A 26,534-nucleotide genomic window follows, 5' to 3' on the forward strand; every position below is an offset into this window, starting at 1 on the left:
ATACCCTAGAATTTTTTGATGCGACATAAAAGTTTAAAATGCTATTAAAGATGGCAGGGCATTTTATTTTTTTCAAAAAGCACCTGTTAAGACTGTCAAAAATAAAAAATACAGCGGGAGCTGCTGTAAGGGTTTGATAAGTGTTGAAAATATGAAAAAATGGTTGGAGTTCAACGCTGATCCTTGCCGAGTATTCCGTTGCTTGCTAACTGGGGGAGGGGCAGTTTCGCGGCAGATTGATTGGGGATCAATCTCATTCGCTGAACTCATGATTCGAGTATAACGATCATTAATGTCTAAACAAGCGAAAAATTACAGAAAGATCTTAAATTCCAGTAAAAAAAGGAATGTGCAGCAATTCCCACTAACCTCTCAAGACTAGATAAATCAAGGTCTCCAGAAAATGATTTTCGTAATCTCTTTTCTAATAAACCTTTCAACCATAGGCTTTCAGAGAGTTTTTCAGCGGGAACTACTGAGGAATGTGATCGTGACCTGATCTTTTTTGCATTTATTGTTGATCGTTTTGCAATCTAATCTATGCTGCATTGCAAAATAAAAATACAAACGACTATCAGCATTCCTATGTTGATAGTCATTCGCGAACACTGCCCCCAGTGCTATTGCCCCCACGCTAATTTTTAAAATCTAGCAAGCAAGTTTCTTGGTGAAGAAACAAAGATATACGGATGGTAGCATGCAATTTCATTTATGGCAATAAAGTTATCTGATAAATCTCATTTTAATTTTAATTCAATCAGCTACTTATCGCTCTTATGCTTTAATTACTGGTGTTATTTGAGAGTGGTTGAGTGATAAGCCAATCGTTCAGTGCTTTAGATAAATCTGCAGCAAGCTCGTTAGTAGTATTAGCAAAACTCTTAGCATTTGCCTCAGCTGATTTGTTTAAAGTAAATGTCTTAATGGCAACAGCTTGTCCGCTATTGGCATTTGTTAGCGTGAAGCTTACAGATAGAATGACATTGCTTTCATTGGTTTTGATGACTTGAGTGAGTTGGTTTAGGTTACCTGTTAATCGATAATCAGCATACCCAATAAAGTTACTCGAAACGATATTCTTAAAGCTATGATAGCCTTGTAGGCTTTGCAGTAAATTTTTACTAAGCATTTGCTCAGGATCGGCTGCCCATAAGTTATGTGTGTAGCTTGCCAATTCATAATTATTTTCACGATAGTACATTTGGATTGAGTTGTATGGCTGATCTGCTGTTAAAGGCGCGATAAACAGCGTTAGATCAAATCGTTTTTCAGTTTTTTGAATTGTTGATTCAGTGCCGGTAGCATTACGTGTCATTTGTAAGTTTGGTGCAATAATCTGATATTGTTTAACTTCAGGACTTTTTACTGGGGATAAAATACCACAGCTGGTGATGATGCTAACACTTGCTGCAATGCTTAATATTTTAAGAAGTCGAGTAGGTCTATACATTATTGTTCTCCTGGGCCAGGCTTCCTTGGCAATTCACCACGCACAAGGATAGATGGGTTTTGATTCATTTTCTTTAATAGGTCAGATAGCTGAACGGATGTTTCATTAATATTGTTAAGCGTTTGCGCAAGCTGAGGTAATAAAATATTATTAACCCCTTGTAGGGTTTGATTGTTAAAACTGGTAATTGCTTTACTGACATCTTCAGAGGCGCGGGCAACTGCTTTTGAACCATGGTTAATGTTGTGAGCAATCTGGTCAAGCTCGGCAGAACTTTTGGCCGCATTTTTTAATATGATGTTTAATGACTCAATACTTTGATGAATATTTTGGCTACTAGTGGCAAGTGAGTTAGAAATATCCTCAACATTGCTAACGATATGATTGATTTTTTGAACATTGTCATCACTGATGATTTTAGCGACACGTGTTGAGATCAAAGTGACTTGCTCGGCAACTGTGCTCATTTGGTTAACAATATTTGTTAAAAACGAAGGCTTGGTTTTAACCACTGGAAACGGTGGCGCATCTTGAGGCTTAACGATGTATTGATCTGGGTCACTTGAGATAGACAAGGTAATAAATACTTGACCGGTAATCCCTTGTGGCACCAAGCTTGCATAGGTTGTATTGTAAATGGGAATTCCTTGCTGAATTTGCATAACGACAATGACAACACTGGGATTTTGTTTGTCGATATTAATGCTTTCGACCTTGCCGACATTAACTCCATTGTAGTTAATCGCGGCATTGACATTTAATCCCGTCACGGACTCATTAAAGCGTGCGATATAAGTGTCATATTTGATATCTTTCAAGCCAAAAGCAAGCCAAAAGCCAATAAAGATCATCACTATGGTGGTAATGATAATAAACAAACCTGCAACAAAGTAACGATTGTTTTTCATGGTTACGATCCTAGTATTGTTTTTTCTTCTTTAGTGGTTTTAGCGCCATTAAAGAAATTATTAAGGTTTTCATATTGTGTCATTTTAGCAGCATTCTCAACGCTATCATGAATAAGGATGCGTTTTTGATCAATATAGACGACTTCATCAACAATGCGCCAGATACTTTCTAAATCATGGGTAATCATGATAATAGAGAGATTCAAATCTTGTTTTAATTTTAAAATCAATTGATCCAGCTCATAAGTAGAGTGTGGATCAAGACCCGCTGAAGGTTCATCAAGAAATATAATCTCAGGGTCAAGTGCTAAAGTGCGTGCAAGTGCTACGCGCTTAAGCATTCCACCACTTAATTGCGAGGGATATTTAGCATAAGCATCTTCGGATAAACCAACCATTTTAAGTTTTAAGCGTGCCAGATCAATGACAATATCACGGCTGAAACTAGTGTACTCTTGTAAAGGAAACATGACATTTTCAAGTGCGGTTAAGGCGCTAAAGAGTGCGCCACCTTGAAACATCATGCCCATATGACTTGCAAACTGGCGGCGTTTTATCTCATCATCACATAGATCAGAAATTTTTTGCCCTAATAAAAAAATCTCGCCTTCAGTGACTGGCTGCAGCATCAATATTTCGCGGATTAATGTTGTTTTACCGGAGCCGCTGCCTCCAATAATTGAGGTAATGTGATGGGGGTAAATTGTCAGATTTAAATTTTTATGTACCCAGACGCCATCAAAGCAAGTGCCTAGGTTTTTTACTTCAATAATCGGTTGTTCTGTTATTTCCGGCATCACTTATATCCCTATCGCACTAAATAAGATGGAAAATAGTGCATCGGTCACAATAATCAAAAAGATCGCATAAACCACGCTTTTAGTGGTTTCTTGACCGATGCTTAACGAATTATTTTTAACAACAGTGCCACGATAGCAGCCAACAGCACCAATAATAATCGCAAAAAATGGTGCTTTGATCAGCCCTGTCAGATAGTTATTAAATGAAACTGCTGTAGAGAAGCGCTGCAAAAAGTCATAAAAGCTAATGCCAAGCGATGTTTTCGCCATAATCATGCCGCCAACACAGCTGATAATATCAGCAATAACGATGAGTAGGGGAAGGGAGATCATCATACCAATAATGCGTGGTAATATCAGGCGCTTAATTGGGCTAATACCAAAAGTTTTAAGGGCATCAACTTCTTGCTGGACTTTCATTGAACCAAGCTCTGCGGTATATGAGGAAGCAGATCTGCCTGCGACAATAATCGCTGTGATCAAAGGTGCAAATTCACGCAGTAGTGAAATACCCAGAAGATCAACGACAAAAATATTAGCACCATAAATTTTAAGCTGTGAGCCAATTTGATAGCACAATACAATTCCGATCAAAAAGCACAGTAATGAGACAATGGGAATGGCCTTGACGCCCGTTTGGATAACGATATCTAATAATAAGCGCCATTGAGTAGCAAAAGGTGTGCGAATCACTTGTAAATAACTCATCACTGTGGCGCCAATAAAAGCGATGAGATTTTTACTATCTTTAATATAGCTTGTTGTTTGCTCACCAATTTGATAAACCTTTTCATAGGTATTTAAAGGTTGTAATCGACTGTCATAGTTGGTGTAGTTCTTATGAACCAAATTAATTAAACTTCTTTGTGTATGAGTAACTTTAATGGCAGCTTTTAAAAAAAGTTGTTGAATTTTATAGATAAAGTAAGCACCAGAGATATCTAGCTTTTCAATTTGCTGTGCATCAATGCACATAATGTGTTCTTTAAGGTTTTTAATTTTTGCTAAGATACTTTGATCAAGCGATTGCCAGCGCCACTGTCCTGTTAATATCAGGGTTTCAGCGCTTACATAAAATTTTGCATTGTCTTTGCTCATCTTAGTAGTTTTTGACTTACTTTCTTTTTTCATCCTTGGCGCCAACATAACGAACAACTGTTCCAAAGTATAGAGGGTTATCGCTAATATTGGAAAGATTAAAAAAATTAAAAGGAATTAAGAGGATTAATATTAAAGTGATTAATCAATGCGTTATTAAGCATAATAAGTGGCAAACCAATGAGACTGTTGAAATCATCACCTTCAAGGCGTTCAAATAAACTGATGCCCAAACCTTCAACTTTAAAGCTTCCAGCACAGTTCAAAACATCTTCTTGTGCTAAGTAATTAAGAATCTCCTGAGCACTTAGGTCTCTAAAATGAACATTAAACTGTGCGTGATCAATAAATTCATGATGGCTTTCTGTGTCTACAAGATAAAGGCTTGTCATAAATTTAACACACTGTCCGGAGAAAGATTGAAGTTGGCTAAAGGCACGATCTTTTGTATGTGCTTTGGTGATGATTTCGTCATTGAAACACCGACCTGATCGCTGGCAATAATAATTGTATTCTTTGGCTTAACCCTTTCTATAATCGCTTGTGCTTTGGCTTGAGCTAAGCGTTTAACAAGCGCTTGCGGTGGTTCACCTTGCAATATCGACTCATCGATATCAGGTGTGTAAGCCTCGACATTAGGTAAAAGTGTCTTGATTAAGTTTATGCGGTAGGGTGAAGAAGATGCAAGAATAAATCTTTTAGGCATAAAATTTGGTATTAGCTTTTGATTAATGGCTACATATGGCGCAAAATAGCAACGTTTAAAATAAAAATCGACCCCAAAGACCAAAAAAACTAAAAAAGCTAAAAAAAACTAAAAAGACCAAGAAGATTAAAAATATGTTATTGAAAGAAACTGACAGTTTAAACAATGAAGTGGGTGTATATGCTGTGCCGAAAGTACTTTACTCAAAACGAGAAGAATTTTTAAATACCCTGACGCATTTTATCGGTGCACTGTTTAGTATTGTGGCGCTTATTGTCATGATTGTTAAAGCCGTAACAACGGGACATACCATTAATGTGGTTGCCGTCACAATATTTGGCGTGAGCTTGATCTCAATGTATGGTGCCTCAAGTATTTACCATGGTGTATCTAAGCCAAAGCTTAAAAAAGTATTGCGCAAAGTGGATCATTTAAACATTTATTTCTTAATTGCCGGCACCTATACGCCGATTGCATTGATTGCGTTATCAGGTGTATATGGTTGGATTATTTTTGCGCTTTTATGGGGTGCGGCAATTGCCGGATTTGTCTATAAAGTACTGTTTTTTGGGGACGGCTGGTTATCAACAGCACTTTACGTCATTATGGGCTGGACAGCGATTGGCTTTATTGTACAAATCGTTGAGGCATTGCCTGGCGGCTGCTTGATGTGGATTATTTTAGGTGGCGTGCTTTATACCAGTGGCGTGGTTTTTTATATGCTTGATGAGAAAATTGAGTTTTGTCATTTTCTATGGCATTTATTTGTACTTGCTGGCAGTATTGCGCATTTTTTTGCAATTTACCTTTATATTGCAGGGATGAAGTAAACGTAGACGAATGCTGAATTATATAATTTGTTAATAATGATAAAAATGATAAATGGAATGAGATCACAAAAGATGAAGCAAGATATTAGTGCAATGATATTGGCAGCAGGTCGTGGACGCAGAATGGGTGATATGACCAATCACACACCAAAGCCACTGATTAAAGTCAATGGTAAGTCATTGATTGAGTGGCAAATAGAGCGCCTTGTTAGCGCAGGGGTAACCAATATTGTGATTAACGTTGCCTATTTAGCTGAGTTAATTGTCGATGAAATTGGTTTTGGCGAGCCTTGGGGAATAACTATTTGCTACCTATATGAGCCTCTAGATGCCTATGATACCGGTGGTGGCATTGCTCGAGCGTTACCATGGCTTAGCGACCCTTTTATTGTGGTTAATGCCGATGTGATGACCGATTATGATTTCTCGCATCTTATTCACTATAGCCAAGCCATGAAATCATTAGCGCATTTAATCCTAGTGCCTAACCCTAAACATAATCTAAAGGGTGATTTTTGTTTGGACGGTCAAAGCAATATTATCGATAAAACCGATAAAATAGGGCAAAGCTATACTTATACGGGCATTAGTGTGTGCCGGAAGTCACTGTTTGCCAATGTTTATGTTGGAGAGAAGGTTTCTCTGCCAAGTGTTTGGCAGTCTTTCATTGAGCAAAAAGCAATAAGTGGTGAGGTTTATCATGCCAATTGGTGTGATGTTGGCACGCCTGAACGTTGGCAGGAGGTTAGTAATGGCTACTAAACCAGTTATTAACAGTAAAAAAGAGTTATTTGCATCACGCTTATTCAAAGTTGAAGCACTTGATTTAACATTTAGTAATGGTAATACACGTACTTATGAACGTATTGCGCCTAAAAGTGATGGGCATACTGCTGTATTAATCGTCCCTATGCTTGATGATGATACCATTTTGCTTATTAAAGAGTATTCATCGGGTGTCGAGGATTATACTTTAGGTTTTCCAAAAGGTGCGATTGACCAAGGGGAAGATCTCTATCAAGCAGCAGATCGGGAGTTGATGGAGGAAGCCGGCTTTAGCGCAAAGCATTATACATATCTTAAAGATGTTTATTTGTCGCCTAATTATATGAAGCAGCATATCTCATTAGTCGTCGCTGAAGGTCTTTCAGTCAAAACGGCTCAAGGCGATGAACCAGAAGATTTAGAAGTTGTGCCATGGAAATTATCAGATATTGATGCACTCATCACGCATCCGCAGTTTATCGAATGTCGTAGCTTTGCCGCTTTATTATTTGTCTGGAAAAAATGGCTAGGAAAATAATTGCTAATAAAAATGAATCGATAAGTTACGCTAATGCTTACCTCGCCCCTTGTGGGAGAGCTCATCTAGCGTAAGCTGCACGGGTGAGGGGTGATTGAAGTTTAACTACTTATGATAGAGTTCATACATTTCTTTAGCGTGTTGTAATGTTTTATTGGTAATATCAACACCACCAATGATGCGTGCCGTTTCATTAATGCGCTCTTCTTTATTAAGCTCTAGCACTTCTGAAATCGTTTCATGTTCAAGATGCTTTTTGCTGATATGTAATTGCTGGTCACCTTGAATAGAAACTTGTGCTTGATGGGTAATACAAAGGATTTGCGCGTTTTTAGCGACTTGCTTAAGGAGTTTACCCACAATCTCAGCCGTGCCGCCACTAATGCCGACATCAACCTCGTCAAAGATAATGGTTGGTGGGGCGATTTTTTTTGAGGATACAACATGTATCGCAAGACCAATACGACTTAGCTCACCACCTGAGGCGACCTTATCAATAGGGGCAGGTTGCTGTCCTGGGTTAAAGTTAATTAAAAAATCGCAGTGATCAATACCATTGGCATGCTTTGTTTGACCTTGAGTAATACGTGCGTAAAACTCACCTTTTGGAATATTTAGTTGACGAATATATTGTTCAATTTCACTGGCGAATACTTTGCTTGCTACTTGACGTTTGTTGCTTAGTGTTTTGGCTTTGCTTAGATACGTTTCTTCTAAAAGTGATTTGTCTTTAGTTAATTGCAGAAGTTTCTGCTCATTTTGCGCATGGGCATTAATTTTTTGCTCAAGCTCAGCAATATGTAGATAAAGCTGTTTGGGGTCAACCTTGTGTTTACGCGCTAGCTGATAGATCTCATTAAGTCGCTGGTCAATCTGTTGTAATTTTTCAGGGTTAATCTCCAGATGATCTAAAAGGTGCCTTGCCTCATGTTCAGCTTCTTTTAAATACACTGTAGATTCTGTTAGTAGGTTGTAAATGTTTTTAAACGCTGAGTTTTCGCTATATGCACTTAATTGATGTATTAGATTATCGAGTGTGCCTAATAGGCTTTGCTCATTATCATTGATGCATTCAACAACTTGGGCGATGGTATGGATTTGTGCCTCGGCATTCGCTAATGACTTGTGTTCTTGATCTAGGTCATTTAGTTCATCTGCGCCAAGATTTAATTGAACCAGTTCATCATATTGATATTGCATTAATGCTAAAGCCGTTTTGTCTTTTTCAATACGTTCTTTTTCTTCGGTAATCTGGGTGTTAATTTCAGAGAGCTTTTTGAAAATCACGGTGACTTCATCTACTTCAGCGCCCAAGCCAGCATAAGTATCAAGGCGTATTAACTGGTTGGCAGGATCTAATAAACTGTGATGAGCGTTCTGACCATAGATGCTAATTAACTGCTCACTTAATTGTTTAAGCTGTGTCAAGGTCACTAAACTGCCGTTGATGAATGCGCGTGTTTTGCCATCTTTTTGAATCACGCGACGCAATAAACATTCATTGTCTTCGGCGAGCTCAAAGCTTTTTAATAGCGTTTTAGCATTAGGAATTTTACTGATATCAAAAATAGCAGAGATTTCACACGCCTGATCATTAGTTAATGCTGACTTATCAACGCGTGCACCAAGAACGATATTAAGGGCATCTAATAAAATAGATTTTCCAGCACCAGTTTCGCCTGTAATCGTGGTCATCCCCGATTTGAAATGGATTTCAGAATTTTTGATAATGGCAAAGTTTTTGATTCCAAGAAAGTTAAGCATTATTTAGTGGTCTTAAGACAAAGTATGGTGAAAATGTAGCATATCCAGCTCTAAAAAGCTTTTAAAATAACATTGTCTTAAGCGTCTTTTTTTGTCATGATGCGTCTTAAGTTTTAAGCGCTTAAAGTATTCAAAATAACTCATATGAGCAAGTTAATCGACATTCCAGTAAAAGTTGAAAGCGGTAAAAAATACCAAACCGAGCAAGGATTTTCCGCAGTCAAAGACGGTATTAAAGATAAGAAAATTAATGAGATCCGTATTCAAAAGCCTGATTGGTTAAAGGTGGCAAAGCAAGATTCAACAAAGACGTATCTGCAGGTGAAGTCACTAACTAAAAAGCATAAGTTATCTACAGTGTGTGAAGAGGCAAAATGCCCTAATATCAATGAGTGTTGGTCACATGGCACTGCCACGATTATGTTGATGGGAAGTGTTTGCACAAGAGCATGCAAGTTTTGCTCGGTGGATACGGGTAATCCCAAAGGTTGGCTAGATGTTAATGAGCCGAAGAATGCTGCTGAAAGTGTTAAATTAATGGGGCTTCAATATGTGGTGTTAACCTCGGTAGATCGTGATGATTTAGCAGATGGAGGGGCAGCACATTACGCGCAAACCATTAATGAAATAAAAGCACTTATTCCTGAGATTAAAGTTGAAGCCTTAACACCGGATTTTCAAGGAGATACAAAGTCAATTGATAAGCTTATCGCGACAGAGGTGGATGTCTTTGCACAAAACGTCGAAACGATTGAGCGCTTGACAACTAAGGTACGTGACCCGCGTGCGGGCTATTGGCAAACGATTAAAGTGCTTGAATATGTCAAATCACAAAAACCTGAGATTTTAACGAAAACGAGTTTAATGTTAGGTTTAGGGGAGACGCATGACGAAGTGCTCAAAGCGATGGATGATTTGCGTGCTGCTAAGGTTGATATTTTGACTCTAGGACAATATATGCAGCCGACAAAACATCATTTAGCAATCGATCGCTTTGTCACACCCAAAGAGTTTGACGATTATCGTCAAGTTGGTTTGGAAAAAGGCTTTCTTGAAGTTGCTTCTGGCCCCATGGTGCGCTCAAGTTATCGCGCCGATCGTGTCTTTAAACGTAATAATTTAGATTTGTAATTTTACCATATGATTTCCAAGTCGATGCTCGTTTGTTAAGACGTGCGTTAATAGATAATGGTTATAGTGAGCTACCTATTTTGAGTGAGCATGTCGTTGAAGTAAATACGCTGCCAATGATTCATAAAGACCCGTTTGATCGTATTTTAATTGCCCAATCGATGGTGGAAGGAATTATGCTAATGACTGCCGATGAGTCCATTTGTCAGTACCAACAAGCAGTGATCAAGAAAGTATAAGGTTAAAAGAGTTTTAGAATATCATGTAAGAAGCCTATAAAACCTGTTAATGCTGTTATATAATGCGCAGCAGTTTTGCAAATAGCAAAAAAGCAAAAGAAGATATTCATAAGGAGACAAAATGGCATTATCGGTAGTGATCTTGGCGGCAGGTCAAGGCTCACGCATGTGTTCCAAAAAATCCAAAGTGTTACAAACATTAGCAGGAAAAACCTTAATACGACATGTTGTTGAAACGGTGGAGTCACTTCAAGCAGATAATATTATCGTGGTGCAAGGACATCTTGGGCAGCAGGTGCAATCCTCTTTGGAGGATAAAACAATCACATGGGTTGAGCAAACTGATCGTTTAGGCACTGGACATGCCGTTTTACAGGCTCTGCCTTATATTAATAAGGAAGATAAGGTTTTGATACTTTATGGCGATGTACCCTTAGTTTCTTTTGATACCTTGAATCATTTAATTGAAGTCACCCGTGAGGATGATTTAGGAATTTTAACGGCTGAGCTTGATAACCCTCAAGGACTTGGGCGGATTTTACGTAATCGCTTCGGTGAAATTGAGTCAATTGTTGAAGAGAAAGATGCCTCAGATATTCAACGCCAAATTAAAGAAATTAATACAGGTATTTATTGTGTTAGTGGTAAACACCTACATCAATGGCTCCCAGCAATTGAAAATAATAACAAGCAGAAAGAATATTACTTAACCGATATTGTCGCCTTTGCTTGTTGTGATAAAGTTAATATTCGTGCCGCACATCCAGCACATAACTTCGAGATTTTAGGCGTTAATACCCGTGCGCAATTGGCAGATCTTGAAAGAATGTGGCAAAAAGCGGTGGCAGAACGGGTGATGGCAAAAGGTGTGTCTTTAGCTGATCCTAATCGTTTTGATGTGAGAGGTTCTGTTGAGATTGGGGCGGATACATGGGTGGATATTAATGTATTGATCAAAGGTAATGTTGTTATTGGTGAAGACTGTGTGATCGGTGCGAATTGTATCTTAAAAGACTGTGTGATCGGTGATAATGTTAAAATAAAACCCAATACGATTATTGATGGCGCTGATATTAAAACCAATGCTGTTGTTGGACCTTTTGCGCGTATTCGTCCTGGAAGCATATTGTATGAAGGTGCGCATATTGGTAATTTTGTTGAGATTAAAAAGTCAACGATTGGCAAGGGTAGCAAAGCCAATCATTTAACATATATTGGCGATAGCACGGTAGGTTATAACTGCAATATTGGTGCTGGTGTGATTACCTGCAATTATGATGGAGCTAACAAGCATCAAACGATGATTGGCAATGACGTATTTGTTGGCTCTGATTGTCAGTTGATTGCCCCTGTGAGCATTGGTGATGGCGCAAATATTGCCGCAGGCTCAACGATTACCAAAGATGTGCCAGAAGGGAAACTCACGATTAATCGAATGAATAAGCAAACAGTTGTGCCAGGTTGGCAGCGCCCTGTTAAAAAGTAGCAAATATGACGCGAGAGCGTATTGCATATGCTCAACAAAGAAAGAAACTGTAAGGGCATATTGTATACGCCCAAAAAAATCAAGAAAGTAGGGGCGTATTGAATACGCCCAAAAAACAAAGAACCGTAGGGGCGTATTGCATACGCCCAATAGACAAAAAGCGAGAAAGTTATGTGTGGTATTGTTGGCGCGGTTTCAGAGCGCAATGTATTAGCGATTTTACTTGAGGGGCTAAAGCGCCTTGAATATCGTGGATATGATTCAGCGGGTGTGGCGTTATTAGATAATAAAGGCAAAATTGAGCGTATACGTGCTCTGGGTAAAGTTCAGATGCTTGCAGAGAAAGTGGCAAAAGATAGTGGCTTTAAAGGGTCTACTGGTATTGCACATACCCGTTGGGCAACGCATGGTGAGCCATCAGAGCAAAACGCGCATCCACATGTTAGCCAGTCAGGTAAAATTGCGATTGTACATAATGGTATTATTGAAAACTATATGTCCCTCAAAGAGCAACTCATTGCAGAGGGTGTGTCATTTCAATCACAAACAGATACTGAAGTGGTCGCGCATTTGCTGGAACACGATTGGAATACTAAACATGACTTTATTAGCAATGTTCAAGCAGTAATTAAAAAGCTCAAAGGCGCGTATGGTCTGGCAGTTATGCATGAGGATCATCCGCACAGTATCGTTGTGGTGCGTTCAGGCTCCCCTATTGTAATAGGCTTCGGCATTGGTGAGAATTTTATTTCTTCTGATACTTTGTCATTATTGCCTGTTACCAATCGTTTTGCGTATCTTGATGAGGGGGATATGGCACTTGTTACACGTGAAAAAGTAGAGGCGTACGATCAGTCAGGCATTAAAAAAGTCTTAGATATTAAAGAGCTGGATCAAGCCCAAGATGCTGCCGCTAAGGGTAAGTATAAGCATTATATGCAAAAAGAAATCTTTGAGCAGCCGCAAGTGATTGCCGATACATTTGCTAATTGTATTAGTGTGGATAATGAGATTATTATTGAGAAGTTTGGCTTGGAAGCCAAATCACTTTTTGCTGATGTTGAGCATGTTAAAATCGTAGCTTGTGGCACGAGTTTCCACGCCGGATTGGTCGCTAAATACTGGATAGAGGAATACGCACAAATTCCTGTTGATGTTGAGATTGCCAGTGAGTTTCGTTATCGCCAGAGTGTGGTGCCAAAAAATAGTTTATTTATCACGGTGTCGCAATCAGGGGAAACCGCAGATACCTTGGCAGCATTGCGTCAAGCCAAAGTGCTTGGATTTATGAAGACATTGAGTATTTGTAATATGCCTAATAGCTCAATGGTGCGTGAAGCTGATTTGGTGTTTATGACGCAAGCGGGTCTTGAAATGGGGGTCGCTTCAACCAAAGCATTTACCACACAGTTAGTTGGTTTTCTGCTTCTTGCAGTTGCCTTGGGTAAGTCACGAAAAGTATTAAGCTTAGAACTTGAAAGAAATATATTGTCATCACTCAAAAAAGCACCTGAAATTGCCAAAAATGTCTTGGCTTTAGATGCTGAGATTGAGCAGCTTTCTTATGACTTTGTTGAGAAACATCATACGTTGTTTTTAGGTCGTGGTGTGCAATATCCAGTGGCATTAGAAGGTGCACTTAAACTCAAAGAGATCTCTTATATTCATGCTGAGGCCTATCCTGCAGGTGAGCTTAAGCACGGTCCATTAGCTTTGGTGGATAAAGATATGCCAATTGTCGCAGTTGCCCCTAACGACACGTTACTTGAGAAACTTGAGAGTAATTTGCAGGAGGTGCAAGCACGAGGTGGTAAGCTCTATGTCTTTGTTGATCATGCGATTAGTCAATCACTACATATTGATTCTAAGCACACTTTTATTATTGAGAGTGTGCCAGAGGTTGTCTCACCGATTATTTTCACCATCCCATTGCAGCTTTTCTCTTATCACGTGGCAGTGCAAAAAGGCACGGATGTTGATCAGCCGCGCAATTTAGCAAAATCAGTAACGGTTGAGTAATGAATATTCTGGCAATTGATACCTCAAGCGCTTATTGTTCGATAGCGCTTTTTACAGAAGACAAGCAGTGCTTTAGCGTCACGCGTCATATTCCACGTAAGCATAATGAGCAGCTTTTACCAATGATTGATGAGTTAATCAAGCAATCAGGTATACACAAAAGAGAGATCAATTTACTTGCCTATGGCGTGGGACCTGGCAGTTTTGTCGGTGTGCGTTTAGCTGCAGCGGCTATTCAGGCAATGGCATTAACACTAGATTGTCCCGTGATTGGTTTCTCATCAATGCAGGCGATTGCAATAAGTGCTTACCATCGCTATAAGGCGGAGCATATAACTGTCATGCTTGATGCGCGAATGTCAGATGTTTATTTTGGACAATATATCTGGGATAAGGATTCGCAGATTATGAAAATCACTGAAGAAAAATGCCTTAAAGTTTCTGCATTTAATGATGAGATTGAAAATCAAAATTTAGGATTTGTTATTGGTGATGTGATCAATGGTGTGGATATTGAGCTTAATGCCATAGATTACTGCCCTGATGTCAGCTTGTTGCAAGAAGTGATTCTGTATAATTATCAACAGTCTAAAGTTGATCAGCAGTCTAAAACTATTGTCCAGCCTGTCTATTTGCAGGGCACTTCTCAATGGAAAAAGTTGTAAGTTTAGTCCTTAAGTTTGATATTGCTTTTATTGAGTTGAAAGCCTAACTGCTCTAGGTTTTGAATCTCAGGATCTGCCTTTAATGAGGTGTAAATTTCATCGATTTTTTGTGCCTTTTGTTGCTGGATTACTTGAGCTGGTGTCACCTGTGTCGCCACAGGAGGCGTTGCTGTTTCAACGGTATGATCAATTGGTGATATAACAGTAGCTGCTGAAGTAGCATCTGCTGTTGATTGCTTAGCTACTTGATCAGCAGGTGGCACTAATGTGGTATTAGCATTTGCTTTAGTTGGTGCTTGATCTTGATTTAAATGGCTAAAAGTAACCTTAATATTACGCCCTTGTTTAAGACTTAAGGCATCTTCAATTTTCTTAATCGCATTTGTCGTAATTAGTGCTTTGACTGAATCAGAAGTTTGTAACGTATAGATATTACCACTGTTATCAAGCAAGCTTGAGTTTAAGACAATTTGTAGTGTTGTGCCTTTAAGTCCAAGGCTTTGGCTTAGGTGGTACCAGTCAATTTTGCTATTTTTACTATTGTTAATTGCTGAATTAGTATCATTAACAGTCGTATCAGTCTTTGGTGCGGTGGTTATATTATTATCTGCTACTGTTTCAGCTTTTTCGATCGTCATATGCTTGCTGTCAGATGTAGGCTCTTCAGCAATCATTGGCTTGATTGGCTTATTAAACGTTTTGTCTTCTGTCACAAGGCTTGGTGTTACAGCTTTATCGGTAACAGACGCAATAATAGCGGGTTTATGCGCTTGACTAACAGAATGAGATTCACTTGGCGCTGCAAATACTTTTTTAAGTGTGCTTAGATCAGGCTTTTTGCTTAAGTTTGGTGCTGTCTTTGTATTTGTCAGAGATCCTGCGTTGTTTGTTGTTTGTGATGCGGGCAGCAAGTCCAGTGAAAAAGCGCACAAGCGTAATAATGCCATGCCTAAGCCACATTGGGCGTTTGGTGCCAGATGAAGATCTTCTTTGGCTTTGATTGTTAGCTGGTAATAAAGCTGCAATGTATCTTTACTGTAATGTTCTGATATGGTTTTAAGAATTTCATCTGAGCATGGAATGCTTGATAAATGCTGGGCATTAAAGCCAATAAGGCTTGCGTAATAAAAACATTCTGCCAGAGCGTTTAATACCGATTGTGGTGATTTACCCGCGAGAATAATGTCATCTGAAAAATTAATAATGGCGTTAGTATCTTCTTCTAATAATGCAATCACCAGTTTATCAATCATTTCCTTATCAACAATGCCAAGCATCGTTTGCACAGCATATGTTAGAATCTCACCTTTGCTATAAGCAATCGATTGATCGGTTAAACTCAGTGCATCACGCATACTGCCATCAGCAGCGTGAGCAATAATTTTTAATGCATTTTGCTCAAAGGCAATCGCTTCAAGCCCAAGGATTTCAACAAGTTTTTGCTCAATTTGCGTCTCACTTAAGTGCTTTAAGTTAAACTGTAAACAGCGCGATAAAATCGTGATAGGTAGTTTATGTGGATCAGTTGTTGCCAAGAGAAACTTAACATGCTCAGGTGGCTCTTCAAGGGTCTTAAGAAGTGCGTTAAAGCTGTGTTGCGATAACATATGCACTTCATCAATCAGATAAATCTTATATTTACCTTGGCTTGGCATATACTGGACGTTATCAAGAATATCGCGGGTATCTTCAACCTTAGTGCGTGAAGCAGCATCGATTTCAATCAAATCAACAAAACGACCTTGCTCAATCGCAACACAGTGCTCACATTGACCACAAGGGTGAGAGGATACACCATTTAAGCAGTTAACCGATTTTGCCAGAAGGCGTGCCAATGAGGTTTTACCAACGCCTCGAGTTCCTGTGAAAAGATAAGCGTGATGTAAACGATTTTGATCCAACGCATGGATTAAGCTATTTAAAACGTGTTGTTGACCAACGACTTCGGAGAAGTTTTTAGGGCGATATTTGCGGGCTAAAACTTGATAAGACATGTATGCACTTTGCTAACTCAAATTGCCAACTAGTATAACGATAACCTTGCCTAATGCACAGTGCGTTTGTTGGTTTTTATGCGTTGATTGATAGTTTTCTAGTGCCATGGTTTATAGAGAAAATTATCGGCATTTATTTCTTTTTTTAATCTTTGCTTGATATGTATTGAGGGGTATTTGCAGCTAACTTTATATGGGACTAGCTTAATTTTGTATTTAGCAAACCATTTCCTAACTGTACTTTCCTTGAAGCCCAATTGGTTTGCCAGTTCTTGATAACTTAACTGCGAAGCTTTGATCTTCTCAAGAGCTTCATTTACATCAACTTGATAAACGACCTTTATGCTGTCCGCAAAGCTTATAGTACTATATTGATTTGCCATAATCCTTCCTTATTTATATATAACTCTACCAATGAGTAGTTGGACAGTGACCACCAGCAAAGGAGCTAGAAAGGCAGTACTGACCCAGTGTGCTATCAAACGTCCATTGAGTATTGGAAAACCCATAAGGCGCGCTCCTAGTTTCTAGCTGACTGAAATATTCGGCAAGCTGATTGGGGGAGCCGTCATTAAAGATATCTTCCAATGCATTTTTAGTAGTCTCATCAGCAACGAGTTGATGAGCCCAAGCATCAAAATCATTTGCTGGATCGAAGGAACAAAGCATGGGAGCTGGACCCAAAATCAAATTGGGCGTTAACCATGTTAAATAACGATTGGTTAAAAGATTGCAGTTGTTTCCATTTCCATCCCTGAAATCATCTATTACAGTCTGTGGGGCACCAGAATTATCCAAAATTGCTACAATTTTATTTACACCATCCCTATATTCATCTCCTCCTCTAGGAGGACCAGAAAAAGCTCTATTTATTCGTTCAATTAAAACCGCCTTATCCAATACATGATGCCTCGTGGCTGGGACTCCAGCAGCACCGCCAGCCGTTGGATGACATCCGTTGATATTGCATGGAGTATATGTCCCTCCAAGAATGTTAGCTGGTCTGTTATTGTTTACACTCGCACGACAAGTTGCTGATAATATACTTACTGATACTATTGATAGTAAAATGGTAAAGATATATATTTTTCGATTAAGCATTGATACCTCGCTTTTTGTTAAAATTTGTGGGAAAGCCTAGGGGCTCAGAAAATATTGAAATTACAGTGTCAGCTAAAATAATACTTATTAAAGATCTGTTGGTAATTCCTCTAAGGCATATGAAATTTGTGTAGCAGCTAACTCAGCATCTATATCACTAAGTGGCCCAAAGTCTTTAATCAACTCTGTGTTCGAAGTGATATTGCACTTTCCAAATGTATCAGAGCATGGATCAATGTGGCTGACAGTCTTTAATCAGGTATAGGCTTCTAGTTGTATGATCATCGTATGCTTTCATCAGTTCAATGGCGTTTATAATTTTCTGCCTCCATTCAGCAAACTGATCATAAGTAGAATCTTTAGCATTTTGACATGTGATAATCAAAGGATCATTGAAATCTGCTAAATTATATGCAGCTCTTGATCGTGGTAATTCCTCACCTGTTAGATTGCTTCTAAGACCAATCTTATACTCACAAGCATTGTACATATCGAGATTGACAGACATGCCATTGCTATAAACAGCCCCTAAAACAAATGTAATAATTAATTTTTTTTAATCGCATAGTTTTACTCCATTAGATTTTAATGAGGAAATATTTTACATTTATGGCAGTTGTCTTTTTACTATAGAGTACACCAATGCAGGTGAAATAAAGTCTAAGTTAACAACCTGAGGAATGTTTTCTACACTGGCTAATAGCTGAGGATAATAGTAACCAAAACTAGCATTTACGGAGTTGGCAATATACTCGATATCTTTTCTTCCGAAAAAACTTCCAGTAAAAGTCCAACTTACTTGGAAGCCTAAATTTTTAGGTCGATTATAACTCATATTTTCCACTTGCTTATTAAACATGTCGTCAAAATTTTGAGTGTTAGCATACCCACCAAAAAGATTACCATAAACATCATCTTTAGGGTCATAGGTGGTGGGATCTGTAATTTTTTTCCCTAATGTAATATATTGATCTAATTTATAGTCGCTCACCAATTTAGCGTAGTCAGGCTCTACGATAACGAGGACTTTTCCTCGGACGTCACCTACTTTAAGTCCGCCCCAGATAGGATTTGTGACTTTAGCAAGCTTGCTTTTATATTTGCTGTTAAGTAGCTTTAAAAAAGCCTCCATTGAGTGTTTATCTGTGTGGCTAACTCTCAATACTACAAACTCTTTGTTGTAACTCGATACAAACTGAAATGTGTCTTTCAAAATATTTTCTACTGCTTCTCCTTGACATCCGATAACGCTTGATTTATGAAACGTCACTAATTTATTAGACTTGTTCGTTTCAATTTGCACATCAAAAATGCGGGAACCAGAGCGTAATTGATCACCAATATTATCACTCTGGGTGATAGTCCAACTTCGCTTGACTATCAAAGAGCAATTATGAGCTTCACTCATTCCTGCATCATGCGACCCTGGGAGGGTAATATTACTAATAAGCGTACTATCTTTAAGCTGAGACATCCACTTTGTCATCGATAGCTGTGTTGTCCTATCCATAATGCTCACATCAATATAACCATTTCCAGCGCGGATAAAGGCATCATAAAATAAATCTACACTTTTATCTTCACTATAAGTAGTTTTCTCAATATTTGCTCCTAATACAATATCCCCTATTTTTTCTTTAGTATCATTCTTTACAGTGATAACCGTACCCGCTTTATCCTCAACCGTGAAACACACTCCTTTTGCAGGAGCTAGTTCGATGTCAGCCCTTGTGCCTATAGCTGAAAATATCAATGTATTAGCACTTGTGTTATTAATGCAAAGGTTAGCGGGAGCCGCATAAGCGCCACTTGACATAAGCCCAAGAATTGAAATAGTCATTATTCTTTTGGTTAATGATTTTTTGTAAGACATTATTTTATCCTTTTATTGTTATAACTTTAAATAATAAATTTTCTGTAGTTAAATTTAGTACTTTAAGTTAATTATGGTTAAAAATTATTTATAAATGACCGAATTTACTCTTTCAGTAGATGAGTTTGCGTTATGATTTCAAGCTGTTATGAAATTATTTTTGATTTGTAATTTTTTTTGTAAATATAGAGCCTCTTACGATTAGGGTCTAAATTTAAACAATATTAGACTCTATAAATTTTGATTTATTCCTATATCCCACATGTGTTTCAATAAAAGCTTGAAGTTTAAAATTCTCCTCCACTTTATTATAAATGCGAATCACTCTCCCTGAGGTTTCATCAGCATAATCAATGACTATGGCAGGAGAGCACACCAAGTTAGTAATCAACAGTCTTTGATTACTATTTTTATGAAAATTATAGAATACTTGTTGATATAGCCAGCCAAAATCTTTATCACGTGGATCTATCCAATAGTCGTTATGATTTATGCGAATTTGAAGTTGCAAAAGATAATCTGTAAAGATCTCTTTAGCTCCAGCTTGTTGTGAATCATTAATTCGACTTAGGTGTAGTTTAGTGATTTGATAATGATTTTTTGTACTTACCGTTCTTCTCTTGGTGATAACGGGGATGATCCCTGATCGAATATTAATCCCATAAACCGAAATATTATACTGGTGATCATCCCCTGTTTCGACAACGGGCAGAAATAGCGGCATGCTGTGGGCATCAGTCAGTGCTTCTGGAAATGAAAATGGATAATTCTTGCCATTGATGCTCAGCGCATACTTTCCCTCTAGACTAATATCTGAGAGGTCAAATTTATAAAGCCCTGGTTTACCAATTCGCTCTTGCTTAACAGGCGTTAGATTCAGTGGTTGAACAGTGACCCCGTAAGAGATGAGCGAATTTGTTAATAATATAAATACAAAAAGATATTTAATCATCACAACTCCTTACTTCACCCACATATGGGGTGTTGGATAATTAATAATATATACATTTAACCCCATGAGAGTTTTTATCTGAGCATTTTCCTTTATCTTTGCCTGTAAATTCTAGAGCAATTGAATCACCAGTGATGAATTCATCATAAGAGATAGCTATTTTTTTGTTTGACTTGGAATCTTTAAGTGCATTGCCATTTACAAAAATACCATAATTGTAATTCAGTTCAGCAGCTAAAACTTCAAATTTACTCTTGCCAAATGGTGCTTCCTCCTCAAGAAGAACATCGCCTCTGTGATCTACAATTTCTACTGTGACCTTATTAGTTGCAGCATTGTAAAATTCTATATTGTTAGCTGCTGCAAGCTGTGAAAGTAGGATTAAGCTTCCTGCGATGATACTGTTGATTGTTTTTAACATTTTTAATTTCCTCTATTTTTAGATTTTATATTAAACTTCTCACTTCAAACCTATAGAGTTATAGGTTTGAGGCAAATATCACTACCAGACAAAAAATTAGAATGGTGACTGAGTATCAAAATAGATTCTCATAGGTGTGTTCATGACATTATCATATGCAGTTTTATCCGAGATAATATATTTTGATTCTTGAATTGCATTGTTAAAAAAAGTTGTTGTCAGTGGAGCGATAATGATTTCTGATGCTTCTTTAGAAATTGATTTATCTACTTCCGCTAATACGGGATAGGAGGAAACTGAGTATCCTTGAGCACAGCCAAACCAGTAATGGGTACCATTACTAAAAAGTGTATAGTTTTGGGCACAGAAATTAGCAAGCTGCTCATAGTTGGGTAAAATACTATTAGGAATGCCGCTTGCAGACTTATAAAAAACTACCTTTTTATTATTATCCAAAGATTCTATTACTAGTTTATATTTCGGCATTAGTCCAGTGGGGTCTTCAATAGCCTCAAATTTGACAGGTGATGCTTTAAGGTTTGCAGCAATATCTTGTGTGACATTACCATATCTTGCAGGCAGCTGGCGTAGAAAAACCTTCCCATTCTTATCGATTGCGAAAGAAATCTGATAATAAAATGGCTGTTGATCCTTGGCAAATAAATTGTAAATTTGATAAAAATTCAATGTGTCGATCTTCGATGAAATAAGATTCTTATAGGTTTCTGGCGGGGTTATATTATTACCATAAGGTATAAATGAACTCAAATAACCAGCCTCCCACACTCTACCTTTAGCAAAGTCTTTGATCCCATATAGATTAGTATCGCCTTGGTTGGATGTAACAGAGAAAATAGCGCCACTACCATTAAGCAGACCCTTTGCATTTAAGTCATCAAAAGCCTCGTAAAAGGCGGTATATTTAGGATTACTGCGTGTTGGTAGCGTCGTTAAATGGGTTTGCAAGTCTGTTATCAACCCCAATAGACCTTTTTTCCCAATATCCTGATCTTCACTTAATACTTTGAGGTCATAAGTTTTGCCTTTAAAGTTGATTTCGCCATTTTTGACTGTGCTTGAGCTCCCTGTTTGTGCAAAATAATTATTTAAATCGGTAAATAGGTTTTGCATTGCTTTATAAGGAGATTCACCGTCAACCAAGGCATTTTCATCGTTGATGTACTCATCATAACTCACAAAATAGTCTTTATTGTATTTAATGAAGGAAATAAGTTTAATATATTCTGCTGAAGTATCGCGCAATTTTTGAATGGCAAGCTCGCGTGCGCTTTGCGTTAAATCTTCCGGATCAACTGTCAGTTCTGTAAAATAGTATTCCCACGGGGTAACACTAAAGTCGATTGCAAGTTGTTCACCTTCAGGCAATGGATCGTCACTACTAGATAGGCTTCTACTGTCACTTTGCGCAAAATGTTGCGCCATATCTGATCTTAATAGATGAAGCTCCCTACGTTTATTCTTATCGATACTAAAGTAATCATAAAGCGTATCCTGATAAGTCTTTAGTAGCCCATCAAATTTTTCTGTGGGCAATGCTAAAATCTTAGCCTTTATCGCCCTAATTTCCTGACTGGACAAGGCAGGCGCTGGATTTTGTGCAAAATCAGTGTTGGATGAACTAAGTAGCACAGGTTTGGATTGTTCGGCAAAAAACTGCTCTAGTGAAGGTGCATTGTATAATTTTTTGGTCTGTGCTTGTGCTTTTTCAACGGTGTTTATCTTTGCTTTATACTCATCGCGTTGAGCTTCATAACGATCGAAATCTTCCCTAATAAATGCTGCTGGATCTTCAGGAATAAGTGCTGATATATCTAGTAGATAATTGAGCTTATCGCTATAGATACCCGTGAGTTTGTGGTGCTGACTAACATCATTATAATCATCTTGATATTTTTTGATGAAATTAGTATATCCGTTTGTTTGAAGTCTTTTTCAGGGATACCATCAGGGACATCTTTGTATTTTTCATACAGACTGCTCATTAGGTGATACAGGCGATCTTCATTAGCATAAGCATCCTCAATCATTGTTTTGAGGGTATTCGTTTTCTCCGTTTTCTCTTTTATTTTTTGAAGTGCATCCTGATCAAAATCAATTGCTTCAGGCAACGTAGCCGATTTAACCTCAATGTGTTCTATAGAGAAGGAGTTCTTAAAATACTCTGACGTGCCTTCGGTAATTTCTTGAATTTTTGTTTTAATATCAGTTTCTATACTAGCAAGAGCGCTGGGATCGCCAATAACACTGCCAAAGGTGCCAGTATTACTCGACATTTTATAGTCTGACCGTTTAATGGATGCAGCTTCAGCATGACCATATGACGCACTTACTGAACCCGAATTGATTAATCCATTATATTTATAAGATGCGCTTGCGGATAATGCCCAATCAGATTCCTTTTGATCAGTCGTTGCTGTTGCTTTTATTTGACCAAAGGCACCAGCGGCATAGGTCACGCCACTTACAAAATGAGTACCATATTTTTGCTTAAATTGTGCAATTAAGGCAGGCTTTAGTTCTGGCTTTGCTTGTGCGATTTGGTAAAGCGCATCCCGCAACCCTGGATTGGCAGTGAACATGGCTTCTCTAACATTTTCCCGAATAGTATCGTTAATGTTAACGATATCATCTACTAATGGGATGTTTAACTTATATTCCCTTGTGTATAAATAACCTTCATTGTAAGCTACGGATTGTTCACCTTGAAGAGATTTGCTATTTTGCTCAAATGCGCTTTGTAATTGCGCTTTATGAAAACCAATGCTTAAACCTGCACTTAAGCTGGCATTGTTTTGAACAGCACTCTTCTCTTCAAACGCTTTTTCCTGCAAATCAGTATAACTGGCGGTTTTCGTCATGACATTTGTCCATAATGGTGTAAATTCATCATCATCCTGAGAGTGCATGTAGGCAAGCTTCCCACTTTTTAAATCACTTCCTGATAGTATGGTGTTACTCTTAATATCATAAGCGGCACCAAGATGGATGTTTTTATAGACAATCGTACCACCTACTTTCTCTGTTTCCAAAGCAGCATAAAGTTCACCACCGCCAAACATTCCACTTAGTGCCATTGTAATCGGTATTGATTTACGTTTAAATTTCATTTTAAATATCCTGGTTTTAAATTGATAAAATAGTTATGCCTCTTAAATTAATTTAGCTTTCTAAACTCCACCAAGCATTGTCATAGTAGTAATATGACAATTGGTTTCCCGCTAATAGATCTACCTTATAGTTTGCAGGTATTTGAGTCAGCTGATCTACATTTATGATCTGGATGCCTAATTGTCCAGCTTGAAATTGAAGTTGATGGTTTGTAATCCTATTCAGAATAATTTGAGTTTGCTGATGAGTGCAGTTGTTATATTGTACTGCTTGTGGATTGTTAACCAATAGCTGATATTGAGAACCTCCATTATGGTTCAAACGACCATCTATTTCCGCGTCACAAGCATATGCACTGCTTATAGTTGCTCCAAGAGCGGATGCGGTTAAAATTTGCTTCAGCAATGAGAGTTTAGTCATTATATTCTCCAAAGTTATGTGTGGTTGGTGGTGGTTTGCTGAGCTAAAGTGCATCAGTAAGACAGATTATGGCAATTCAATGTTTGGATATTTTTTCCAATTTGTAAATATTTTGTAAAGATTTAGAATAACATGACAAAAACACTCTGTTTCTATAGAAAAAAAGGATGCTTTCATGTAAAGTCTTTTTTAAAAACATACATATATAATCTGAAGCTTACTAACTACATGAGTGCCATATTTATTTTAGATGATGACCAAGAATGTCTTGATTTGCTAAAAAGCTATTTTGAGCAGTTTTACTCCGTTGAGACTTTTTCTAAGCCAGAATTATTTTTGCAGCGATTTGCAAAGGAGGTTAGCAATTGTAGTCTGTTGCTTTTGGATCTAAATCTGAAATCCAACCTTATGGGAACCGATGTATACAAAAGCATCATAATGCAGAAGAAGATCCCCACAATCGTTATTTCAGCTCTACTTGACCCTATTGATAAAGTGATTTGTCTAGAACTTGGCATCAATGATTATGTCACTAAACCAATTCACATAAGAAAGCTTCATGCAAGAATAAAAAATCTGTTGAATTTATGTAATGAGAATCCCTTTAATCAGCATGAAAATAACAACGCTACCAAAGGTGAATACTGTAAGTATTTTTTCTCAGGTTGCGTGCTTGATGTGAGCAAAAAAATATTAGTGGGAAAATCAGGTGAAGTATTAGTCTTGACAAAAACATTGTACAATTTGCTGGTCATATTTCTAGAAAACCCTAAAAAAGTAGTTTCGCGTGAAGTCTTACTCAAAAGACTTGGCAAAGACTACGATATTTGCGATCGATCAATAGATGTACAAGTTAGTAATTTGCGTAAAAAAATGACTAAGTTTATAAAAGATGAAATCATTCAGACAAGGCATGGCATGGGTTATTGCTTTGACACGGATGTCATAAAGGAATGATATGCTTTACGCACTAAAACATGCAATCAAAACGCCCATTCTTAGTATTACATTAGGAGTTATTGTGATTGCCATTATTATTCAATCGACCCTAGGTATTTATTTTCTTACTGAGTATTTACCTTCGGAACAAAATAAAAAGCAAATTGCAGAATTAGCAGAAAGAGTCAAACGATTCGGGCAAAATTTATCATCTGAGCAAGATTTTATTGATCATGTGGAAATACTGCAAAAAAATAACATTCGCGTTGGGGATTATAGCCTAAAGATAAGCCTGACAAAAGAGAGTTTATGTGAAGATGATGGTGGATTTAATAATGTAGTACTTGCCTTGGATAATGAAAAATGTTTCTTTTTCCAATACAATAAAAATATTGGTGCAACCTTTCTCTTTAGCAAAGACTCGCCAGTTAATGTGACCATATGGCTGCCGCTTATATCTTTGCTGTTTATACTCGCATTGATATTGATCTATATCTTTGTGATATACAGAAGTTATTTCTATAGTATTTTTTATGCCAGCTATCTATACCGCTATAGTAATAACTTTGAGAATAAGCAACTACTTCAGCTAAATGGCAGTCATAACAAATTTTTATCCTACTTAAACCGAAAAGTTATATCTTCAACGACAAACATTGAATCAATTATTAAGTCGCGCTCGAAATTACTATCAAGCACTTTGCATGACATACAAGGACCACTAAATCGAGTTCGCTTAAGGATGGAGATCGAAAAAGGAGAGGTTAGTATAAAAGATGAAAAAGATTTTAATGAAATCAAACAAATATGCTCAGCATTAATTTTATATGGGAAAACCGATTGGTTGACCACTGAAAATAATCAGTCTTTTAATTTGATCAGTTTACTGATGGAAGTTGAAAAAGACTATTTGTCTGTTGATTGCAATATCACATTCCATTTTATCGGGAAACGAATACAAATATATGGCAAACAAAATGCGCTAAAAAGAGCCTTTAATAATTTGATTGACAATGCCTTTAGTCATGGAGATACAGTGCAACTTAATTTAATGACGGTCCAGAATAAAGCATTACTTACGATTATTGACAACGGTCCTGGAATAGATACAAAATTAAAAGATGTGATTTTTCAATATGGGGTTTCGATGAAAGGTTCATCTGGTTTGGGGTTGGCGATTGTTAAAGAAATCATAGACTATCACAAAGGTGATATAAAAATACTGAATATAGAAAAAGGATTAAAAATTGAGATCACACTCCCAATTTAAAGCGTATATTTTGTCGATGTTATGTCTTGGAATATT

Annotated in this window: 27 protein-coding genes; 10 read left to right on the forward strand and 17 right to left on the reverse strand. The window is 37.6% G+C overall.

What is annotated here, in order from left to right; translation table 11 throughout:
• Window positions 1-781: 781 nt before the first annotated feature.
• From DNJ75_RS00005 to DNJ75_RS15615, 6 genes are all read right to left on the reverse strand, one after another.
• Complete coding sequence (locus tag DNJ75_RS00005; RefSeq protein WP_117001117.1) at window positions 782-1,450, reverse strand: ABC-type transport auxiliary lipoprotein family protein; 669 nt, start codon at window positions 1,448-1,450, stop codon at window positions 782-784.
• Complete coding sequence (locus tag DNJ75_RS00010) at window positions 1,450-2,358, reverse strand: MlaD family protein (RefSeq protein ID WP_117001118.1); 909 nt, start codon at window positions 2,356-2,358, stop codon at window positions 1,450-1,452. The genes DNJ75_RS00005 and DNJ75_RS00010 overlap by 1 nt, the downstream gene beginning before the upstream one ends.
• 2 nt (window positions 2,359-2,360) lie before the next feature.
• The gene (locus DNJ75_RS00015; protein WP_117001119.1) at window positions 2,361-3,155 is read right to left on the reverse strand and encodes an ABC transporter ATP-binding protein; all 795 of its coding nucleotides are present in this window, start codon (window positions 3,153-3,155) and stop codon (window positions 2,361-2,363) included.
• A gap of 3 nt (window positions 3,156-3,158) precedes the next feature.
• Window positions 3,159-4,289, reverse strand: coding sequence for an MlaE family ABC transporter permease (locus DNJ75_RS00020; protein WP_157968142.1), 1,131 nt, complete (start codon window positions 4,287-4,289; stop codon window positions 3,159-3,161).
• Between the two features lie 74 nt (window positions 4,290-4,363).
• Window positions 4,364-4,723: a Maf family protein gene (locus DNJ75_RS15610; protein ID WP_318010163.1), complete on the reverse strand. Its 360-nt coding sequence runs from the start codon at window positions 4,721-4,723 to the stop codon at window positions 4,364-4,366.
• Window positions 4,645-4,962: a Maf family protein gene (locus DNJ75_RS15615; protein WP_233432420.1), complete on the reverse strand. Its 318-nt coding sequence runs from the start codon at window positions 4,960-4,962 to the stop codon at window positions 4,645-4,647. Before DNJ75_RS15615 ends, DNJ75_RS15610 begins: the two co-directional genes overlap by 79 nt.
• 134 nt (window positions 4,963-5,096) lie before the next feature.
• Here DNJ75_RS15615 and trhA point away from each other — a divergent pair, with 134 nt between their 5' ends.
• The 3 genes from trhA to nudE all read left to right on the forward strand — a co-directional run bounded on the left by trhA (window position 5,097) and on the right by nudE (window position 7,095).
• Window positions 5,097-5,792, forward strand: coding sequence for a PAQR family membrane homeostasis protein TrhA (gene trhA / locus DNJ75_RS00030; protein ID WP_117001121.1), 696 nt, complete (start codon window positions 5,097-5,099; stop codon window positions 5,790-5,792).
• A gap of 72 nt (window positions 5,793-5,864) precedes the next feature.
• Window positions 5,865-6,554 (forward strand): nucleotidyltransferase family protein, encoded by a 690-nt coding sequence (locus tag DNJ75_RS00035; protein WP_157968143.1) that lies wholly within the window; start codon window positions 5,865-5,867, stop codon window positions 6,552-6,554.
• Complete coding sequence (gene nudE / locus DNJ75_RS00040) at window positions 6,544-7,095, forward strand: ADP compounds hydrolase NudE (protein ID WP_117001123.1); 552 nt, start codon at window positions 6,544-6,546, stop codon at window positions 7,093-7,095. The genes DNJ75_RS00035 and nudE overlap by 11 nt, the downstream gene beginning before the upstream one ends.
• 105 nt (window positions 7,096-7,200) lie before the next feature.
• Here the strand turns inward: nudE and recN are convergent, their stop codons facing one another.
• A complete protein-coding gene (gene recN / locus DNJ75_RS00045; RefSeq protein WP_117001124.1) occupies window positions 7,201-8,859 on the reverse strand; it encodes a DNA repair protein RecN in 1,659 nt (552 codons plus the stop codon).
• Between the two features lie 144 nt (window positions 8,860-9,003).
• Here recN and lipA point away from each other — a divergent pair, with 144 nt between their 5' ends.
• The 5 genes from lipA to tsaB all read left to right on the forward strand — a co-directional run bounded on the left by lipA (window position 9,004) and on the right by tsaB (window position 14,399).
• A complete protein-coding gene (gene lipA, locus DNJ75_RS00050; protein ID WP_117001125.1) occupies window positions 9,004-9,990 on the forward strand; it encodes a lipoyl synthase in 987 nt (328 codons plus the stop codon).
• Window positions 9,991-10,022: 32 nt separating this feature from the next.
• Window positions 10,023-10,229 carry a type II toxin-antitoxin system VapC family toxin gene (locus DNJ75_RS00055; RefSeq protein ID WP_206609070.1) on the forward strand — a complete coding sequence of 69 codons (207 nt, stop codon included), beginning with the start codon at window positions 10,023-10,025 and terminating at the stop codon, window positions 10,227-10,229.
• A gap of 121 nt (window positions 10,230-10,350) precedes the next feature.
• Window positions 10,351-11,715, forward strand: coding sequence for a bifunctional UDP-N-acetylglucosamine diphosphorylase/glucosamine-1-phosphate N-acetyltransferase GlmU (gene glmU / locus DNJ75_RS00060; protein WP_117001126.1), 1,365 nt, complete (start codon window positions 10,351-10,353; stop codon window positions 11,713-11,715).
• A gap of 171 nt (window positions 11,716-11,886) precedes the next feature.
• Window positions 11,887-13,734: a glutamine--fructose-6-phosphate transaminase (isomerizing) gene (glmS, locus tag DNJ75_RS00065; RefSeq protein WP_117001127.1), complete on the forward strand. Its 1,848-nt coding sequence runs from the start codon at window positions 11,887-11,889 to the stop codon at window positions 13,732-13,734.
• Entirely contained in the window at window positions 13,734-14,399 is a 666-nt protein-coding gene (tsaB, locus tag DNJ75_RS00070; protein ID WP_117001128.1) for a tRNA (adenosine(37)-N6)-threonylcarbamoyltransferase complex dimerization subunit type 1 TsaB, read from the forward strand. The genes glmS and tsaB overlap by 1 nt, the downstream gene beginning before the upstream one ends.
• 2 nt (window positions 14,400-14,401) lie before the next feature.
• Here tsaB and dnaX read toward each other — a convergent pair whose 3' ends face one another.
• The 10 genes from dnaX to DNJ75_RS00120 all read right to left on the reverse strand — a co-directional run bounded on the left by dnaX (window position 14,402) and on the right by DNJ75_RS00120 (window position 24,289).
• Window positions 14,402-16,393 carry a DNA polymerase III subunit gamma/tau gene (dnaX, locus tag DNJ75_RS00075; RefSeq protein ID WP_117001129.1) on the reverse strand — a complete coding sequence of 664 codons (1,992 nt, stop codon included), beginning with the start codon at window positions 16,391-16,393 and terminating at the stop codon, window positions 14,402-14,404.
• Window positions 16,394-16,491: 98 nt separating this feature from the next.
• Window positions 16,492-16,776, reverse strand: a complete 285-nt coding sequence (locus DNJ75_RS00080) for a helix-turn-helix domain-containing protein (RefSeq protein WP_117001130.1) — start codon at window positions 16,774-16,776, stop codon at window positions 16,492-16,494.
• A gap of 25 nt (window positions 16,777-16,801) precedes the next feature.
• The gene (locus DNJ75_RS00085) at window positions 16,802-17,494 is read right to left on the reverse strand and encodes a hypothetical protein (RefSeq protein ID WP_117001131.1); all 693 of its coding nucleotides are present in this window, start codon (window positions 17,492-17,494) and stop codon (window positions 16,802-16,804) included.
• 232 nt (window positions 17,495-17,726) lie between these two features.
• Complete coding sequence (locus tag DNJ75_RS00090) at window positions 17,727-18,002, reverse strand: hypothetical protein (RefSeq protein WP_117001132.1); 276 nt, start codon at window positions 18,000-18,002, stop codon at window positions 17,727-17,729.
• 99 nt (window positions 18,003-18,101) lie between these two features.
• A complete protein-coding gene (locus tag DNJ75_RS00095; protein WP_117001133.1) occupies window positions 18,102-19,367 on the reverse strand; it encodes a phosphatidylinositol-specific phospholipase C domain-containing protein in 1,266 nt (421 codons plus the stop codon).
• Window positions 19,368-19,581: 214 nt separating this feature from the next.
• A complete protein-coding gene (locus tag DNJ75_RS00100) occupies window positions 19,582-20,319 on the reverse strand; it encodes a hypothetical protein (RefSeq protein ID WP_117001134.1) in 738 nt (245 codons plus the stop codon).
• A 40-nt stretch (window positions 20,320-20,359) separates the two neighbouring features.
• Window positions 20,360-20,740, reverse strand: coding sequence for a hypothetical protein (locus DNJ75_RS00105; RefSeq protein WP_117001135.1), 381 nt, complete (start codon window positions 20,738-20,740; stop codon window positions 20,360-20,362).
• Between the two features lie 96 nt (window positions 20,741-20,836).
• On the reverse strand, window positions 20,837-22,390 hold the full coding sequence (locus DNJ75_RS00110; RefSeq protein ID WP_117001136.1) for a hypothetical protein: 1,554 nt from the start codon (window positions 22,388-22,390) through the stop codon (window positions 20,837-20,839).
• 182 nt (window positions 22,391-22,572) lie between these two features.
• Window positions 22,573-23,868: a hypothetical protein gene (locus DNJ75_RS00115; RefSeq protein ID WP_117001137.1), complete on the reverse strand. Its 1,296-nt coding sequence runs from the start codon at window positions 23,866-23,868 to the stop codon at window positions 22,573-22,575.
• A gap of 52 nt (window positions 23,869-23,920) precedes the next feature.
• Complete coding sequence (locus DNJ75_RS00120) at window positions 23,921-24,289, reverse strand: hypothetical protein (RefSeq protein ID WP_117001138.1); 369 nt, start codon at window positions 24,287-24,289, stop codon at window positions 23,921-23,923.
• 228 nt (window positions 24,290-24,517) lie between these two features.
• Here DNJ75_RS00120 and DNJ75_RS00125 point away from each other — a divergent pair, with 228 nt between their 5' ends.
• Together DNJ75_RS00125 and DNJ75_RS00130 are read left to right on the forward strand one after the other, a co-directional pair.
• On the forward strand, window positions 24,518-25,246 hold the full coding sequence (locus tag DNJ75_RS00125) for a response regulator transcription factor (RefSeq protein ID WP_170137153.1): 729 nt from the start codon (window positions 24,518-24,520) through the stop codon (window positions 25,244-25,246).
• Between the two features lies 1 nt (window position 25,247).
• Window positions 25,248-26,498 (forward strand): sensor histidine kinase, encoded by a 1,251-nt coding sequence (locus DNJ75_RS00130; protein WP_117001140.1) that lies wholly within the window; start codon window positions 25,248-25,250, stop codon window positions 26,496-26,498.
• Window positions 26,499-26,534: the final 36 nt, after the last annotated feature.

This window comes from Cysteiniphilum litorale (assembly GCF_003428165.1).
GTDB classification, from domain to species: Bacteria; Pseudomonadota; Gammaproteobacteria; order Francisellales; family Francisellaceae; genus Caedibacter; species Caedibacter litoralis.

What these genes read in the sequence shown, in the direction of transcription:
- dnaX (WP_117001129.1), bottom strand. Translation starts at nt 16,393, where the DNA reads ATGTCTTATCAAGTTTTAGCCCGCAAATATCGCCCTAAAAACTTCTCC.
- DNJ75_RS00130 (WP_117001140.1), top strand. Translation starts at nt 25,248, where the DNA reads ATGCTTTACGCACTAAAACATGCAATCAAAACGCCCATTCTTAGTATT.
- glmS (WP_117001127.1), top strand. Translation starts at nt 11,887, where the DNA reads ATGTGTGGTATTGTTGGCGCGGTTTCAGAGCGCAATGTATTAGCGATT.
- recN (WP_117001124.1), bottom strand. Translation starts at nt 8,859, where the DNA reads ATGCTTAACTTTCTTGGAATCAAAAACTTTGCCATTATCAAAAATTCT.
- DNJ75_RS00115 (WP_117001137.1), bottom strand. Translation starts at nt 23,868, where the DNA reads ATGAAATTTAAACGTAAATCAATACCGATTACAATGGCACTAAGTGGA.
- DNJ75_RS00035 (WP_157968143.1), top strand. Translation starts at nt 5,865, where the DNA reads ATGAAGCAAGATATTAGTGCAATGATATTGGCAGCAGGTCGTGGACGC.
- DNJ75_RS00080 (WP_117001130.1), bottom strand. Translation starts at nt 16,776, where the DNA reads ATGGCAAATCAATATAGTACTATAAGCTTTGCGGACAGCATAAAGGTC.
- DNJ75_RS00100 (WP_117001134.1), bottom strand. Translation starts at nt 20,319, where the DNA reads ATGATTAAATATCTTTTTGTATTTATATTATTAACAAATTCGCTCATC.
- trhA (WP_117001121.1), top strand. Translation starts at nt 5,097, where the DNA reads ATGTTATTGAAAGAAACTGACAGTTTAAACAATGAAGTGGGTGTATAT.
- DNJ75_RS00010 (WP_117001118.1), bottom strand. Translation starts at nt 2,358, where the DNA reads ATGAAAAACAATCGTTACTTTGTTGCAGGTTTGTTTATTATCATTACC.
- glmU (WP_117001126.1), top strand. Translation starts at nt 10,351, where the DNA reads ATGGCATTATCGGTAGTGATCTTGGCGGCAGGTCAAGGCTCACGCATG.
- DNJ75_RS00085 (WP_117001131.1), bottom strand. Translation starts at nt 17,494, where the DNA reads ATGCTTAATCGAAAAATATATATCTTTACCATTTTACTATCAATAGTA.
- DNJ75_RS15615 (WP_233432420.1), bottom strand. Translation starts at nt 4,962, where the DNA reads ATGCCTAAAAGATTTATTCTTGCATCTTCTTCACCCTACCGCATAAAC.
- DNJ75_RS00090 (WP_117001132.1), bottom strand. Translation starts at nt 18,002, where the DNA reads ATGTCTGTCAATCTCGATATGTACAATGCTTGTGAGTATAAGATTGGT.
- nudE (WP_117001123.1), top strand. Translation starts at nt 6,544, where the DNA reads ATGGCTACTAAACCAGTTATTAACAGTAAAAAAGAGTTATTTGCATCA.
- lipA (WP_117001125.1), top strand. Translation starts at nt 9,004, where the DNA reads ATGAGCAAGTTAATCGACATTCCAGTAAAAGTTGAAAGCGGTAAAAAA.
- DNJ75_RS00020 (WP_157968142.1), bottom strand. Translation starts at nt 4,289, where the DNA reads ATGAAAAAAGAAAGTAAGTCAAAAACTACTAAGATGAGCAAAGACAAT.
- DNJ75_RS00015 (WP_117001119.1), bottom strand. Translation starts at nt 3,155, where the DNA reads ATGCCGGAAATAACAGAACAACCGATTATTGAAGTAAAAAACCTAGGC.
- DNJ75_RS00005 (WP_117001117.1), bottom strand. Translation starts at nt 1,450, where the DNA reads ATGTATAGACCTACTCGACTTCTTAAAATATTAAGCATTGCAGCAAGT.
- DNJ75_RS00125 (WP_170137153.1), top strand. Translation starts at nt 24,518, where the DNA reads ATGAGTGCCATATTTATTTTAGATGATGACCAAGAATGTCTTGATTTG.
- DNJ75_RS00095 (WP_117001133.1), bottom strand. Translation starts at nt 19,367, where the DNA reads ATGTCTTACAAAAAATCATTAACCAAAAGAATAATGACTATTTCAATT.
- DNJ75_RS00105 (WP_117001135.1), bottom strand. Translation starts at nt 20,740, where the DNA reads ATGTTAAAAACAATCAACAGTATCATCGCAGGAAGCTTAATCCTACTT.
- DNJ75_RS00120 (WP_117001138.1), bottom strand. Translation starts at nt 24,289, where the DNA reads ATGACTAAACTCTCATTGCTGAAGCAAATTTTAACCGCATCCGCTCTT.
- tsaB (WP_117001128.1), top strand. Translation starts at nt 13,734, where the DNA reads ATGAATATTCTGGCAATTGATACCTCAAGCGCTTATTGTTCGATAGCG.